This window comes from Paenibacillus urinalis (assembly GCF_028747985.1).
GTDB lineage: Bacteria > Bacillota > Bacilli > Paenibacillales > Paenibacillaceae > Paenibacillus > Paenibacillus urinalis.
The window spans coordinates 4122777-4138075 of record NZ_CP118108.1; the positions used below are offsets into that span (position 1 = coordinate 4122777).

General features: G+C 46.8%; 14 protein-coding genes. 2 read left to right on the forward strand and 12 right to left on the reverse strand.

All coding sequences use genetic code 11. From position 1 onward, the window contains the following. Window positions 1–48 precede the first annotated feature (48 nt). The 8 genes from yqeH to spoVAC form a co-directional block, all read right to left on the reverse strand. Window positions 49–1170, reverse strand: a complete 1122-nt coding sequence (gene yqeH / locus PUW25_RS19075; RefSeq protein ID WP_047910770.1) for a ribosome biogenesis GTPase YqeH — start codon at window positions 1168–1170, stop codon at window positions 49–51. Beyond that, window positions 1167–1694: a YqeG family HAD IIIA-type phosphatase gene (locus PUW25_RS19080; protein ID WP_047911204.1), complete on the reverse strand. Its 528-nt coding sequence runs from the start codon at window positions 1692–1694 to the stop codon at window positions 1167–1169. Before PUW25_RS19080 ends, yqeH begins: the two co-directional genes overlap by 4 nt. Window positions 1695–1774: 80 nt before the next feature. Beyond that, complete coding sequence (locus PUW25_RS19085) at window positions 1775–3988, reverse strand: DUF4129 domain-containing transglutaminase family protein (protein WP_047910769.1); 2214 nt, start codon at window positions 3986–3988, stop codon at window positions 1775–1777. Further along, the gene (locus PUW25_RS19090) at window positions 3985–5232 is read right to left on the reverse strand and encodes a DUF58 domain-containing protein (protein WP_274337383.1); all 1248 of its coding nucleotides are present in this window, start codon (window positions 5230–5232) and stop codon (window positions 3985–3987) included. Before PUW25_RS19090 ends, PUW25_RS19085 begins: the two co-directional genes overlap by 4 nt. A 5-nt stretch (window positions 5233–5237) precedes the next feature. Next, the gene (locus PUW25_RS19095; protein WP_274338428.1) at window positions 5238–6194 is read right to left on the reverse strand and encodes an AAA family ATPase; all 957 of its coding nucleotides are present in this window, start codon (window positions 6192–6194) and stop codon (window positions 5238–5240) included. A gap of 245 nt (window positions 6195–6439) precedes the next feature. Continuing rightward, entirely contained in the window at window positions 6440–6790 is a 351-nt protein-coding gene (gene spoVAE, locus PUW25_RS19100; protein WP_047910767.1) for a stage V sporulation protein AE, read from the reverse strand. Between the two features lie 3 nt (window positions 6791–6793). Continuing rightward, the gene (gene spoVAD, locus PUW25_RS19105) at window positions 6794–7813 is read right to left on the reverse strand and encodes a stage V sporulation protein AD (RefSeq protein ID WP_205052569.1); all 1020 of its coding nucleotides are present in this window, start codon (window positions 7811–7813) and stop codon (window positions 6794–6796) included. Beyond that, complete coding sequence (gene spoVAC, locus PUW25_RS19110) at window positions 7810–8322, reverse strand: stage V sporulation protein AC (RefSeq protein ID WP_047911202.1); 513 nt, start codon at window positions 8320–8322, stop codon at window positions 7810–7812. Before spoVAC ends, spoVAD begins: the two co-directional genes overlap by 4 nt. Before the next feature lie 476 nt (window positions 8323–8798). Between spoVAC and PUW25_RS19115 the strand changes: the two genes are divergently transcribed. Beyond that, window positions 8799–9872 carry a M42 family metallopeptidase gene (locus tag PUW25_RS19115; RefSeq protein WP_205052568.1) on the forward strand — a complete coding sequence of 358 codons (1074 nt, stop codon included), beginning with the start codon at window positions 8799–8801 and terminating at the stop codon, window positions 9870–9872. Between the two features lie 133 nt (window positions 9873–10005). On the opposite strand, the gene PUW25_RS19120 is transcribed toward PUW25_RS19115, so the two are convergent. The 4 genes from PUW25_RS19120 to sigK all read right to left on the reverse strand — a co-directional run bounded on the left by PUW25_RS19120 (window position 10006) and on the right by sigK (window position 13463). Beyond that, window positions 10006–10716, reverse strand: a complete 711-nt coding sequence (locus PUW25_RS19120; protein WP_205052567.1) for a metal-dependent hydrolase — start codon at window positions 10714–10716, stop codon at window positions 10006–10008. 267 nt (window positions 10717–10983) lie between these two features. Then, window positions 10984–12069, reverse strand: a complete 1086-nt coding sequence (locus PUW25_RS19125) for a 5-methyltetrahydropteroyltriglutamate--homocysteine S-methyltransferase (RefSeq protein WP_205052566.1) — start codon at window positions 12067–12069, stop codon at window positions 10984–10986. Window positions 12070–12467: 398 nt separating this feature from the next. Further along, window positions 12468–12644: a hypothetical protein gene (locus tag PUW25_RS19130; protein ID WP_205052565.1), complete on the reverse strand. Its 177-nt coding sequence runs from the start codon at window positions 12642–12644 to the stop codon at window positions 12468–12470. Window positions 12645–12761: 117 nt separating this feature from the next. Continuing rightward, the gene (gene sigK, locus PUW25_RS19135; protein ID WP_047913196.1) at window positions 12762–13463 is read right to left on the reverse strand and encodes an RNA polymerase sporulation sigma factor SigK; all 702 of its coding nucleotides are present in this window, start codon (window positions 13461–13463) and stop codon (window positions 12762–12764) included. Between the two features lie 254 nt (window positions 13464–13717). Here sigK and PUW25_RS19140 point away from each other — a divergent pair, with 254 nt between their 5' ends. Then, window positions 13718–15028: a Gfo/Idh/MocA family oxidoreductase gene (locus tag PUW25_RS19140; RefSeq protein ID WP_205054808.1), complete on the forward strand. Its 1311-nt coding sequence runs from the start codon at window positions 13718–13720 to the stop codon at window positions 15026–15028. Window positions 15029–15299 lie beyond the last annotated feature (271 nt).

A 15299-nucleotide genomic window follows, 5' to 3' on the forward strand; every position in this document is an offset into this window, starting at 1 on the left:
TTCCTCCCATGAAACTCTTAAGGCACACAGCTCCAGGCTGCAGCTCGATTAGATCAAGGATGGCCGAACCATTACACGAACTCCGCGAGGCGCATGAACGGCGACAAGTGCACCCGTCTGCCCATTCACTTTAATCCAGCCGAGACCAGAGATGAACACATCACTGCGGCTGCCTTTGGAAATACGGATGTCATGTCTCGTCCACTCCGGCAATTCCTCAAGACCTTCACGTGTTGGAGGTGATAACAATTCACCTGCATGATTCTCAAACAGCTCGTCCGCTTTTTCAAGCTTCGTCCGATGAATCTTAAGTGTATTATTCGTGTACAGAGTGAAGGATTGATGCTCTCCTTCAATAAAATCAAACCTTGCAAGTCCACCAATAAACAGGGACTGGCCGCTGTTCAATTGGTATACACTCGGTTTAAGCGGTTTGTCCGGCATGATCGCCTGCAGATCTTTACGGGATACAAGCTCACTGTAGCGCCAAGGATATACGATTCCCGGCGTGTCAATAATGGAAGCCCCATCATCGAGTGGAATATGCACCATATCAAGTGTCGTGCCAGGGTATCTGGATGTTGTAAGCTCCTGCTCTAGATCACTGTAATCACGAATCAATCGATTGATCAGTGTCGACTTCCCTACATTCGTCGCTCCCACAACATATACATCCCGATCTGCACGATGCATATTCACTGCTTCTAGCAAGTAATCAAACCCCTGATTCTGTTTCGCACTGCAGAGTACGACATCCACGGTACGAAGCCCTTGAGCCTTGGCTTGCTGCTGCACCCAGTTGCGTACCTTGTTCCAATTGGTCACTTTGGGCAGCAAATCTGTTTTGTTCACCGCGAGAAGCACAGGATTATTCCCTACAAAACGCTGTAATGCCGAGATCAAGCTTCCTTCAAAATCGAACAAATCTACAATATGAATGACGAGCGCATCCTTGTCGCCGATCTTGCTGAGAAGCTTCAAAAATTCATCCTGATCAACGGTCACGGAAGAAGCTTCGCTGTAATTTTTTATACGAAAACAACGCTGGCAGATTACAGGATCACGATCCAGCGCTTTCATTGGAGTATATCCCGGCAATTCAGGGTGTTCAGTTTGCAGTGCGATTCCACATCCACTGCATCTCCCCAGGCCGTCATGCGTATGATTCATTTTTTCTTTTCCTCCTCAAGCCATAAACCTTTCCTGCGCAGGCGAGACAGTGCAATCCGCTCAACCCGTCTATTAAATTTCGTCATCCATCCTTCATCCGCTATTGCGATCGGAAGCACGAGGACAGTATACAGTCCCAGACGATTTCCACCGAACACGTCCGTCAGCATTTGGTCACCGACAACGACCGTTTGATCCTCAGCCAAATTCATCATTTTCATTGCTTTGCGAAAAGGTATATTGGAAGGCTTTCTGGCCTCGTGAACGTATTCAATCTTATGGGGTGTTGCAAAAGTGGATACACGGGTCAGTTTGTTATTCGACACGATGACCAGCTTGAAGCCGGCATCTCTGACCTTCTCAAACCAAGCGATCAGCTCAGGCGTTGCTTCAGGAGCCTTTGCTCCGACAAGTGTGTTGTCGAGATCCGTTATAATCCCTCTGTAGCCCTGCTCATAGAGCGCAGCCAAATCAATATCAAATACCGTGTCAACCCGCAGCTTGGGCATCAACATTTCAAACAACATGTTCACCTCGTTTTTTCATACGACAAACTATAACATAATCTTTACGGTTAGTAAAAAGGCAAACGGGCACGGGGCGCTTACGCCCGTGCCGTTCTCAGCCTTTTTTTCATTTGTCCGGCAATCCGCTGGACGTCCTGCCATTCATTCTCTTCAACATGGCTTGGGCTGTACCTTGCCATCTCGAATTGCTTCAATAAGGAATGAAGCTCACCTGCGACTTGCGGGGCTTCAGACTCCCATCTTTGTACCGATTCTCTCAGCGTCTCATGCTCGGACCGCTTGAATCCCTTGCGCCTAAATGAACGTATCCATCGTTCAGTCTCAATGACTACCTTCTGGTCTGGAGTCAGCGGTTTGCCTATTCGTAGCCTTAGTAAATAGAAATGGAGAGAAAAACGATTGCGCCATAGCATGTAACCAGCCCAAGCGGCAAGTACTGCTCCGGCCGCCCAAATCACAATCGGACTTACCGTAAAGTCAGAGCTTTCTGTATTCTGCACAGGCTCTGCGAGTTCTTCCTCCTGCTCTTCTTCTTCAACCTCCGGTGTCTCTGCAAGATCCGGCTCTGACTGTTCCGTCAGCAGCGGCATATTGAACCCCGGAGTGGCTTCAACCGGAATCCAGCCATATTCCTCTCCGAAGTACACTTCTGCCCAGGAATGGGCATCCGCATTGGTCACGGTATAAGACAGGGTTGGTGTGTTGCCTGTTGCCTGCGACAACGCCATGTCCTCTCCAAAGGCTGCTTGACCCGGAGCATAGCCTTTTACCCATCTTGCCGGAATGTCCAGAGAGCGTGCCATCATTACGAGAGCTGTTGAGAAGTAATCGCAGTAGCCTTCCTGTATTTCGAACAGAAAGCTGTCAACAAAATCTGTACTTTGTTTCAGCGATAAATTGGGATTGTTTGTGTATGAGAAATTCGTTGTTAAATATTCTTGCAGTAAACCGACTTTTTCATACGGAGTTTCGGCTTCAGCCGTAATTTCCTCAGCGAGATTCACTACCCGGTCAGGGAAGTTATTCGGAACCTGCAGGTAGTTATCGTTCACAGAGCTGCTGTACAGATCTTCGTGAGTCTCTCCAATCAGTCTTTCAACAGGAACGAGAGGAACCTCCGATACAATGGTATAAGTCGAAGGGTAGCTTAATTCTCTAGGATTAGAATCCCAGTGAAGCTCAGCTTGGCCGCTCTTCCAATCCAGCTGATTAAATTCCGTCTCACCATTAATTGCCTGAACCTGACGAATGGCATAAGCTCCAAAAAGCACGGGATAGACATCATCATTCAGCATACTGACGGTCTGGGTTACCTCCCTGGTCTGTATAGAGCCCCTATCTCCGTTCTCTAAATCATTACCCGATTCTACTTCATCAAACTGTCTTCTTGAAGTCGATGGCTCTTCCCATCCCGTACCCGAGTACTCATCCCGAGTCTCTCCGCGCCAGTAGCTTCGCTCTGTCGTAGTAATTGTCATTACAGGAGAGTAATCATAATTGAAGCCCCCGCCCAGGCTGTTATCCTGCCTGCTGTATCCGGATTCTGAGGCAGAATTGAGTCCGCCTTCTCCTCCAGGCGTGCTGCTCGCAGGAATAACATCCCCTCGGTAGTTCACCCACGCTGTATAAGGATCCGTTAGAACTGGCGGAACTTCAGGCATATTTACTCCCGCTACAATAATCAGTGCAAAGATGACGACCACGTTAGCGATGACTTTGAGCGGATTCCGTCTGAGCCTTTTCCATCCCTGTGGAAACTTAAGCTGGAACCTGCGCAGATGAAGGCATACAAGCCAGCCCATGGCGGCAAACACGATCCATGCCACCTCTTCCCACAGAACAGCGACTGTAAAAGAATCCAGGATACCCATTGCAAGAATGTTAAGTCCTACAAATACAAGAATTCGCTTGGCATTCACTGCTAACCGAATAATACATTCCAGCATCACCCAAGTGCTTACAGAAAACCAGATATAAGGATTGGTCGCAAGCACAAATTCAATAAGCCAGCTCGACTCTTCGTCAGGGCTAAAAATGGAGTAGGATGAGAGCACATAATATAAAATGAATAACAGAACGATTGCTTTAATGACAAAACGGTACGCCTGCTTGATTGGAAAAATAATTTCTACCAGACTAATGCCAATCAGCGTCAAAGCGACCAAGCTGGTCGTTTCTTGAAACCAGATCGGCTCCGTATAAGCTACCCATTGCATTCCGATCATGACGATCCACAACAGGGCGAATGCATTGTACCAAGACCCTACAACTTTGCCAGCCCATGTTCTCATAGACCTCCACCTCCCATCGCTGAAGGCAGCTCTTGCAGATCAGACACCGCATATCCTTTGATCCCGCGTCCACGAAGAAGTGTCAGCCATTCACTCTTATGCCCCTGGCTCGCACGCTGCTCGATACGAATATGAGATGCAGTCATTCCGCGTGTACCGGCATATCGAAGTGATTCCAGAACATTTGCATTATCCAGTGGCGAGATGAGTACAAAAAACGCGCCTTGCGGAAAGGAGCGAATGGAATCCTGAATGCTGGAGAGAAGATCACTTGTGCCTGTATAATCCAGATCAACAAGATGCTGAACCATCTTCTGGCGCTCATTCTGACTGTCCGTAGGCAGGAACAGCTTGGTCTCCTCGCTGATGGTACACAGCCCCATGCTCAGACGCTCACGATTGCCATATTCAAGGAGCGAGGCAGCAGTAGAGACGGCAAGTTCAAATTGCTCCGAGCTCTTGTAGCCCTCCTCAGTCGCATCCAAGACCAGAATCGTCTTCGGCAGCGACTCATGCTCAAACTCTTTGGATTTCCATTGTCCCGTCTTGGCTGTCGCATTCCAGTGTATGCGAGATAACCGGTCTCCATAGACATAGTCTCGAACTCCATTAATTTGCGTGGTTTCTCTGCGGGACCGTGTGAGAGCAGCCTGTGGACCTGACAGCCGAGAATTTTGATCGTAGAGCTGCCAATACGGAATAAATACGGTTCTTGGAAGTACTCTGAAGCTTCCGTAGGCGTTAAATGTCCCTTTATGCTCAATAAGACCGAAAATATCTTCGCTAATACATTCTGTCTCCATAAACTTGTATTTGCCCCGCTCAAGCGGAGGGGTAAGAAAGACCAATTTCCCGCTGCCCCGCATATTCGGAACAAGACTTTCTTCAAATGACCAGGATTCTCCGTTATGACGCTTGAGCACTTCCCTCACGATAACGTAAGGTAACGGCAGCAGCCCTGGAATTTGAAGGCCAAGCTGAACGTGCACCTGATCTCCTGCATGCAGCAGCTCTGTATGTTCTCCGCTCGAGGTTAATTGCCGTGTTCCCACAGCTCTTCTGGCGCCTCCGAATTGGCCAATCAGCAAGTAGATGCTAAGCAAGGTGACCATGCTAAACAGCATAATGGAGGTCTTGCCTCCTTGAAACAATACATAAAATAAACATATGATCCAGACGAAGAGCACAATCCACGCTTTAGATTTCGTATATCGACCTGTGCGATAGCGAACTGACTTCAGCATAATATTCAGCGCTCCAACGATACAGGAACATGCTTCTGTTCAATAATTTGGGCAAGAATTTCTTCCTGGCTCATTCGATCCAGTCTTGCTTCAGGCTTCAGCACAACCCGGTGCGAGATGACGTACGGAGCAAGAACTTTAACGTCATCTGGAATGACGTAGTCTCTGCCGTTCAAGAAGGCATACGCTTTGACCGCATTCATGAATGCAATGGAAGCACGAGGACTAGCCCCGAGCAGAACGGAAGCATGCTCTCTTGTGCTGCGCACAATTCCAAGCAGATAATCGGTTACAGCCTCGTCCATATAAACATTTCGAATTTCTTGCTGGACTTCGGCAATTTGATCCATGTGGGTAACGGGTCTAAGCTTATCTGCCGGTTGTCCTTGCTGATGCTGTCTCAATAAATGCTTCTCTGTTGCGGCATCAGGATAGCCAAGGCTGATCTTGAGCATAAACCGGTCCAGCTGAGCCTCTGGGAGCATATAAGTTCCTTCAAAATCAATTGGGTTCTGTGTTGCGCACATCATAAACGGTTTAGGAAGCTCATACGTGTCTCCATCGACCGTGACGCTTCGCTCCTCCATGACTTCAAGCAGGGCGGATTGCGTCTTTGTGGTGGCACGGTTAATCTCATCGGCGAGCAGAATATTGGTCATGACCGGACCAGGTCTGAAATAAAAACGCTCATCCCTCGGATGGAACACGGATACACCTGTAATATCACTCGGCAGGATGTCAGGATTACATTGAATTCTGCGGTATTCTCCCTGCATGGAGCGGGCTAACGCCTTGATCAGCTGAGTTTTCCCCGTCCCGGGAACGTCTTCTATAAGAACATGCCCTCCAGCCAGCAGTGCTGTGAGCAGTAATTGTATTTCAAAAGATTTGCCTAATATAGTAGATTCGAGATTCGATTTTACTTCGGATATGATCTGCATCGATTCCTTACTTACGGGCATGTACGTATGTACCTCCTAATAGGCAGTATATTTTCCTTTTATTGTACATGAAGTGAGTAGGCAAAGTACAATGTTTGCTCTACCTTTTTTCATATTGAAATTGCTAGATTTGAAACTATGGGGTTTAAACACGACTCTCGAGCTTCGATAGTGTAACTTACTCATCCTTGTTAAGCAACAAAAAAAGATGAGGCATTCTTTCTCTGCCTCATCTTAGCTTTATAACGAAACCCATTTTATTAACCTCAGCCCTTCGGCTTAAAAAACAAGGCAGCCAGAAAGGAGAATATAATAGCCGATGATATACCTGCACTGGTAAGATTGAACACCCCTGTGATGACACCAAGCCATCCATCCCGCTCCAGCTCGGTCAGCGCTCCATGAACAAGCGAGTTGCCAAAGCTCGTAATCGGTATCGAAGCGCCGGCGCCGGCGAACTTCACTAAAGGATCATACCAGCCCACCGCATCCATAACTGCGCCTGTTACGACCAGTGTGCTCATCGTGTGTGCTGGAGTCAGCTTGAGTACATCGAACATGAGTTGTCCGATCACACAGATCAGTCCGCCAATAAGAAAAGCCCATAGAAACTGCATGTCTTATTCCTCCTCTCTCTCAATAGCTACGGCATGAGCGATACAAGGGATCGTTTCGCCCTGCTGATAAGACAAAGGAGATAATAAAGCGCCTGTTGCTACAACCAATACTTTATTTAATTCCCCTTTTTTAATTCTTTTGATTAAATGTCCGTACGTTACTGTTGCAGAACAGCCGCAGCCGCTGCCTCCGGCAAATACATACTTCTGAGTGTTGATATCATAAATCATGAGTCCGCAGTCGTTGAACTCTGTCTGCTCCATCGGTATTCCTTCCTTTTGAAGCAGCTGCTTAGCTATAGGCAGTCCAACCGAGGCGAGGTCTCCCGTCACGATCAAGTCATAATATCCAGGCTCCAGTCCCGTATCCCGAAAATGAGATATGAGCGTGTCGGCTGCTGCAGGCGCCATCGCTGCTCCCATGTTATAAGGGTCCTTGATGCCCAGATCCATAACTCGTCCAATGGTTGCACGGCGAACGACAGGTCCGCTGCCCGTCTTGCTTATAATGGCGCAGCCGGAGCCTGTTACTGTATTTTGCGCTGTAGGCGGCTTCTGAGCCCCATATTCCGTTGGAAAACGGAACTGCTTCTCAACCGTACAATTGTGGCTTGAAGTGCCAGCCAGAACGTAATCTCCGCCTCCCGAATCGACAATTAAGGAAGCCAGCGCAAGGCTTTCCATGGACGTTGAGCAAGCGCCGAATAAGCCTAAGTATGGAACACCCAGTTGCCGCGCAGAAAATGAACTGCTGATGATTTGGTTCATCAAATCACCACCCACAAAATATTGCAGTTCGTTTTTCGATATGTTTGCGTTAGCGATCGCAATTTGAGCAGCCTGCTCAAACAGCCGACGCTCCGCTTTTTCCCATGTTTTTTCGCCAATCTGCAGGTTGTCATAGATGTAATCAAAATCCTCGGCCAGCGGTCCTTCCCCTTCTTCAGGTCCCACCACGCTGGATGTACCGATGATGCGCGGCTTGTTCTCAAATTCCCAGGTTTGTCCTCCGACTCTTCTCATAGATGGTATCCTCCGAATCCAAGGCAAGCGTAGATTATACCAATAATAAATGCAGCAACGACACCAAACACGATGACTGAGCCAGCGAGCTTGAACATGTTGGCGCCTACCCCGAGCACAAGACCTTCAGCCCGATGCTCCAGTGCAGCCGAACACATGGAGTTCGCAAAGCCTGTAACAGGGACCGCGGTACCCGCTCCAGCAAATTGCGCGATCTTATCGTATACACCGAGGCAGGTTAAAATAATGGAGATTAGAATCATAACCGCCACGGTCGGGCTCGATGCTTCTTTCGAGCTCATATCGAATCCGGCAACAAAAGCCTGCTGAACACACTGACCTATGAAGCAGATGAACCCGCCTACAAAAAAAGCCTTGATACAATTCTTAAGTACTGCTCTCGGCGGTTCATGTTTTTTGGCAATTTTCTTATATTCCTTCGTATCAAGGGATAGCGATGGCGTATTTGAGCTAGTATCTTGCGATGGAGACTGCGATTGATCTGGAATCGTTGACACCCCCTCTTACCGTCTTAAATTTCACTCGGGTCTTTCACACTGTTTACCGAGGATAATTTAATTATGGTTAAAGCCCGCAAATGTTATGAATGGTAAATCATCCTTTCTTGCAGGCTTTATGTGCAATAGAGCATGGGGGATTGAATTTATTTTGTTGTAAAAAGGGTCGATCAGGCATTATTTATAAAAAAGCAAAAAGACAGTTAAAATAAACAAAACGCCGAGCATAATTAATCCTTTACGTACATGAGGGTCCATATCGATCGCATACTCCCTTCATAAGTCGGCTGAATTTTATGGTTTCACAAAGCTATGCACTTCAGTATATGCACTAGGCACTTGTCATGTGAGTCCGCTTCATAAATCCTCATTCTTATTGGATAGACAACCGAAGATAGTCCGTTCATAATAGAGTAATTGAACAGTGGTACATAAAGAAGTACTTACAATCAGAAGGAGAGATGAAGATGGAGAATAAAACCAAAGAATTGTTTAAGACGCTCACCGAATTCCCTTCGGCTCCAGGATTTGAGAGAGAGCTTCGTGCATATGCCAAAGGCCTGATGTCCCAATACACGGAAGAATTCGTACAGGATCGGCTTGGCAGCTTGTTTGGTGTACTTCGCGGCGACGAGCAGGGCCCGCGGGTCATGGTGGCTGGTCATTTTGACGAGGTCGGATTTATGACTTCTGGCATCACAGAAGCAGGTATGGTTAAATTCCGCCCGATTGGCGGCTGGTGGAGCCAGGCTGTTCTATCACAGCGTCTGCAAATTATTACTCCAGACGGCCCGATCACAGGTGTTGTAGGCTCAACCCCGACCCATCTGCTGTCTCCAGCTGATCGTGCTAAGCCTGTAGAGCTGGACTCCATGTATCTCGATATCGGTGCAGACAACCGTGCGGAGGCCGAATCATGGGGCATCAAGCCAGGTATGCAAATTGTACCGATCTGCGAGTTTACACCACTCAAGAATCCCAAGAAAATTATGGCTAAAGCCTGGGATAACCGGTATGGTGTAGGACTTGCAATCGAGCTGCTGGAAGCACTGCATAAGGAGAAGCTGCCGAATATCTTGTATTCTGGCGCAACCGTTCAGGAGGAGCTCGGACTGCGTGGTGCACGCACTTCGGCGAATTTGATTCAGCCGGATATTTTCTTTGCTCTTGATTGCAGTGCTGCCAATGATATGACCGGAGATAAGAATGCTTTTGGACACATTGGCCATGGGGCCTTGCTCCGTATCCTCGATCCCGGCATGCTTACACATCGCGGCGTTGTAGAATACGTACAGGATACAGCCGAGACGCATAAGATTAAATATCAGTATTTTATTTCACCAGGGGGAACGGATGCAGGTCAGGTGCACTTGAGTGGTATCGGGGTACCATCGACCGTGATTGGTGTGTGTGCAAGATATATCCACACCTCATCTTCCATTCTTCACACGGATGATTATGATGCTGCCAAGGAGCTGCTCATCAAGCTGGTGAAAGGTCTTGACCGTACAACACTGAATACGATTATCGAGAATTCCTGATTGTGAATCCAATTCGGATGAATAGGATGGAGCAAGCATAGAAAAGAGGTGTCCTGACCGGGCTGCAAGCTGCCGGATAAGACACCTCTTTTTATGTAAAAGATCGTGCATATTGATGATTCTTGTGGAGACATTAAATGAACAGGGGAGAGAATGCGATCCAAGCAAGAATAAATGTAACACCGATGAAGAAAATTTCGACCCAAGCCCCCTGCTTCGTTCCTGTACTCATCAATTTAAACTTAATCTTCCACTTGAATGGAGGAAGCGGCTTGATGCCACGATTCGTTAAACTATCTGCAATCAAATGAAGCAAATAGGACAGGCCGCCGGCCATCCAAACCGCATCGCCGTAAGCTTGCGTCGATCCATAGAGAAGAAACGTCCAGACGCCTACGCCATATAGCGTATGAGTTAATCCGCGATGAGGTAAAAACGTAATCAGTATGAGCAGACTTCCAACGAGCAAATTCCATGGATGAAAGCTCCCTCCGTAAACAATGAGCCCTAGTCCGATAAAAAACATAACCCACTGTCTGAGTGATCGAGATGGCATAAAGGATACAATCGCGATTAATGCTGCAAGAATTAAATTCCACGGATAATTCTCCATCCCGTAAATGCCCATGACTGCTGCCGCAGCAATAAGAGTGACCTGTACGATCCGAAGAAGCCAGTTCGGAAGGACCCGAGTCACCAGCAGTGAATTCGGTTCATCAATGTCAGGCAGCACCGAACTGATCAGCGCAACGACCGCCGCAGGGATGGACAGACTGATTCCTCCCATATGCAAGAGTGAGAGCGAGACACCTGTCCCGACGATAATATGGGTTCTACCCATCATAATTCCTGTACTTCCTTTCTCTGCCCAATCTGTAGTTGTGATATATCCCCAGGTGTGAACAAGAAGGAGCAACTTACATAAGGGAAATATGGAAATCATTATAGCACATACGTTCGCATACGTACACCCAATATTATCCTCATTTAAATATTGATTATGTAATTTAACACTCCTGAGTCCAATCTCATCAAACCGTCAGCTGTTATCACAAAAATAAAGGGAGCAAAATTCGCTCCCTCTCACGATCCAAGCCGTATATAAATAGATTTATGTCCAAATCTCATCCGCAATTTCTTTAACAAAGCGAAGCTTGGCCCACTGCTCTTCTTCCGATAGAATATTTCCTTCCTCTGTCGAAGAGAAGCCGCATTGCGGACTCAAGCAGAGCTGTTCGAGCGGCACATAGGCTGCTGCTTCTGCGATACGTGCTTTGATCTTCTCTTTATCCTCCAGTTCGCCTGATTTGGACGTAATTAGCCCCAGTACAATTTTTAAACCTGGGCGATTTACATATTTCAGAGGTTCAAAACCTCCGGAACGCTCATCGTCAAACTCCAAGAATAACCCGTCTACATTGAGGCCCCCAAAAATGGTCTCCGAAGCATAATCGTATCCGCCGCTTGCAAAGAAATTGGATTTATAGTTACCCCGGCAAATATGCATGGTAATGACTAGATCTTCAGGTTTATTTGCAATGGATTCATTGATCATTCGCTGCATAATCTTCATCTCTTCAGCTGGATCGAGGCCCTTGGCACGAAGCTTATCGTGACCTTCCTCCGAGAAGAGATCCGCCCAAGCAGTATCATCTAATTGTAAGTAACGGCAGCCAGCATCGTAGAACGCTTGAATCGCTTTTTGATAAGCGGCAATCGTATCCTGGAGGAAAGCTTCGCGATCCGGATAAATCTCTTCATTCTGGTCTACACGATAAACCAGCATATTAGGACTTGGTATCGTCTGTTTCGCTACCGCTTCCCCCGCATGCTCATTAAGGAATTGAAAATGCGCAATAAACGGATGCGATGAAAAATCAATGTTACCAGTGACCCGAATACCCTCCTTGCGCGTCTCCATCTTATGAAAATTAAGTCCCGTATCTTTCTCATAATACTCCACACCATCAAGCCCACCCAAGAAATCAAAGTGCCACCAGCTTCTACGGAATTCTCCGTCTGTAACGCCCAGGACACCGTTCTGCTTCTGCTTGTCAATAACCCGAATGATCTCTTCGTTCTCTACTTTTGACAGCTGTTCGAGTGTAATTGCGCCAGATTTATACTGTTCACGAGCTTCTGTTAAATTCGCAGGACGCAACAGACTTCCTACATGATCATGATGAAATGGTATCATAGATGTCTCTCCCTAATATTTGATGTACAGAAAATTATAACATACTAAAATTGCAAGCATATATTCTAGCATGGGATGACTTGCTATAACTATTAAGTATAAATAAATCTTTTGAAGCGATCTATCATAGGTCACCCCGTATGTTTGTTAAGATATTATATAGAAAAAAGGCAACTCATAAGAGTCGCCTCTATCAGATCTGGTTTATTCTTGTACGCTATGCCTCTCTTGCAGGCGAAGAATATTTTCTACCCACTTCGGCAAGGGTGATATGTATTGTTTTATTGTTGCATAATCGGCCTCCAGTATGACTTCACCAGCAGAACCGCATTAGATTCCGGATCGTACTTTTCCCGCTGCCGTTATTTCCTGCAAATACAAACATGGTAGCAGTAGATTCACTCATGGTGAAGATCCTGTTCCTTCAATTGTTCGATCTGGCCATTACTATACTCTTTGACAAAATGTCCTTCTCTCGTTTTATAGACGATATAAGTGCTATTCGCTTTAGCATCCAACTTTGCTCTTTCACCGGTTAGTTTAATGAACTTACTTAAGTCTTTAATACTGTTCATATAACCTTCAACCTCCAATCGTTACATGCACCAAAAGTATATAAAATAATGGCAATTATAGCAGTTGGATTCCACAAAAAAGACTACTCCAATGAGTAGCCTTTATAGATAAGTTTGTCATTGCTTTGCCTTGTAAAACTCATGGTACAGCTTCATTAGTGCGCGCTTCTCAATTCGGGATACATAGCTCCGGCTGATGCCGAGCTCCTTCGCGATTTCACGCTGTGTGCGTTCTTCTCCGCCAGCTTCAAGTCCGAAACGTCCGACCACAACTTCCTTCTCCCGTTCATCGAGAATGTCGAGGTTCTGATAGATTTTACTCTTCTCAATCTTGAGCTGGACCTTATCCATGACCTCATCCGCTTCCGTGCCGAGGATATCGATAAGCGTAATTTCGTTACCCTCCTTATCCATTCCGATCGGATCGTGGAGTGATACGTCCTTACGGGTCTTTTTTAATGACCTCAAATGCATCAGTATTTCATTTTCTATACAACGGGCCGCAAATGTTGCGAGCTTGGTCCCTTTTCCCTGCTGAAAGCTTTCGATTGCTTTAATCAGCCCGATCGTCCCGATGGAGATAAGATCCTCCAAATCCTCGCCGGTGTTATCGAACTTCTTCACAATATGGGCAACCAGCCTCAGATTATGTTCGATCAGAAGATTACGCGATCTTGCATCGCCTTCTGCCATCAGCTTCAAATGTTTGGCTTCGTCTGCCTCTGATAACGGCTGAGGAAATGCATTGTTCTTCACATAAGAGACAAGCAGTGTCAATTCCTTAATAAATAGGGCAATGGCCGTAAAAATACCAGGCACGGGTGACACCTCCTACATTCTTCAGAGTCTACATTCTTTGTCGTCTAACTAATGTATGTAGGCATGCACCCATTCGTGCCTGTACGAACGAACCGCATCCATGTTTTTAAACATCGCTTTTTCGTTTGGCACCCGGTATTAACTTTTTATCATCGTCGGACAAATTTGATCAAGAATAGGTCAATTTAGCAACAACTGTGTAGAAAGCTTACCTTTTTTTGTACTATTCTGACAGTAGTTTATAGAGGAGGCTGATGATATTGGCAGTTAAAAAACGTTATGCACATGTCGGTACAGGAGGACGGGCATCCTTCTTCTATGAAGCGATCGTGGGCAGTTATCAGGACAGCGCTGAGCTGGTCGCCTTTTGCGATTCGAATCAGACCCGCATGAATTATGCGAACAACCGGCTCGCTGAGAAGTTCCCGCATTATCGCCCCATTCCTACCTACAAAGCCGCTGATTTTGATGAAATGATTCGCACGGAGAAACCGGATGTGGTCATCGTAACGACCATTGACCGTACTCATCATCATTATATTATTCGGGCAATGGAGCTCGGCTGTGACGTCATTACCGAGAAACCGATGACCGTGGACGAGGATAAATGCCAGCAGATCATCGACACCGTTGAACGGACCGGACAGAAGGTACGCGTGACCTTTAACTACCGCTATTCTCCTCATGCGACCAAGGTAAGGGAATTGATTCGGGATGGGGTCATCGGCGATGTGCTGCACGTCAATTTTGAGTGGCTGCTGGATACGAGACACGGAGCGGACTATTTCCGGCGCTGGCACCGGGATAAACGCAACAGCGGCGGGCTGCTCGTGCACAAATCGACACACCACTTCGATCTGGTTAACTTCTGGTTGAACTCCGAACCGAAGACGGTCTTTGCCATGGGAGATCTATTATTCTATGGAAAGGAAAATGCCGAAAAGAGAGGCGTAAACTCCTTCTATCAGCGTGCATACGGCAATCCGGCAGCCAAGGAGGATCCTTTTGCTCTGGACCTTGAGAAATCTCCTTCATTAAAAGGACTGTACCTGGACGCTGAGCACGAGGACGGCTACCAACGGGATCAAAGTGTGTTTGGGGAGGGTATTTCGATTGAAGACACGATGAACGTGCTTGTCAGATACAAAAATAACGCGATGCTCAATTACTCCCTTCATGCTTATGCCCCATGGGAAGGCCATATGGTATCCTTCAATGGAACCAAAGGACGCATTCAGATGCGGATTGGTGAAAAATCATATGTTAATTCCGGCGGCAAACAGACCGATGAAGGAGCAACAAGGCTCAGACAGATTCTCGTTCAGCCGATGTGGGAGGATGCTTATGAGGTTCAGCTGGAAAATAAAGCCGGTGGTCATGGCGGAGCGGACCCCATTCTGCTGGAAGACTTGTTCGGCACACCACCGGAGGATCCATTCCACCGTTCCGCATCCCATCTGGACGGAGCCATGTCCATTCTCACTGGTATAGCGGGCAACGTTTCGATGAGAACCGGGCAGGCTGTTCAGATTGAGAACTTATTAAAGTTCCCTTCCAGAGCTTAATTGAAAGCGTTCCCTATTAGGTGTCGATGCGTCTGCTTCTATTCCTTTGCATAGCGTCCATAACATAGCAGCACTTGCTTTAGTTATACAAAAGTAAGAGGATAGAGCGTATTCACTAGTTAGTTCACTCCAATTTTAGATATTTCATGCTGCTAGGAGGAACGTCTTCATCCCAAGATTGAAGAAGCCTAGCACGTGTTATGCATACCCACCAATAAAGAAGCCGCATCCTTATCGGATGCGGCGTTTTGAATCAATTTCATAATACCTT

Excerpts from the sequence above, each read along its gene's own strand:
- PUW25_RS19140 (WP_205054808.1), top strand. The coding sequence starts at position 13,718 with ATGATATTGGCAGTTAAAAAACGTTATGCACATGTCGGTACAGGAGGA.
- spoVAE (WP_047910767.1), bottom strand. The coding sequence starts at position 6,790 with ATGCAGTTTCTATGGGCTTTTCTTATTGGCGGACTGATCTGTGTGATC.
- PUW25_RS19115 (WP_205052568.1), top strand. The coding sequence starts at position 8,799 with ATGGAGAATAAAACCAAAGAATTGTTTAAGACGCTCACCGAATTCCCT.
- spoVAD (WP_205052569.1), bottom strand. The coding sequence starts at position 7,813 with ATGAGAAGAGTCGGAGGACAAACCTGGGAATTTGAGAACAAGCCGCGC.
- PUW25_RS19085 (WP_047910769.1), bottom strand. The coding sequence starts at position 3,988 with ATGAGAACATGGGCTGGCAAAGTTGTAGGGTCTTGGTACAATGCATTC.
- PUW25_RS19090 (WP_274337383.1), bottom strand. The coding sequence starts at position 5,232 with ATGCTGAAGTCAGTTCGCTATCGCACAGGTCGATATACGAAATCTAAA.
- PUW25_RS19095 (WP_274338428.1), bottom strand. The coding sequence starts at position 6,194 with ATGCCCGTAAGTAAGGAATCGATGCAGATCATATCCGAAGTAAAATCG.
- yqeH (WP_047910770.1), bottom strand. The coding sequence starts at position 1,170 with ATGAATCATACGCATGACGGCCTGGGGAGATGCAGTGGATGTGGAATC.
- PUW25_RS19130 (WP_205052565.1), bottom strand. The coding sequence starts at position 12,644 with ATGAACAGTATTAAAGACTTAAGTAAGTTCATTAAACTAACCGGTGAA.
- PUW25_RS19120 (WP_205052567.1), bottom strand. The coding sequence starts at position 10,716 with ATGATGGGTAGAACCCATATTATCGTCGGGACAGGTGTCTCGCTCTCA.
- PUW25_RS19125 (WP_205052566.1), bottom strand. The coding sequence starts at position 12,069 with ATGATACCATTTCATCATGATCATGTAGGAAGTCTGTTGCGTCCTGCG.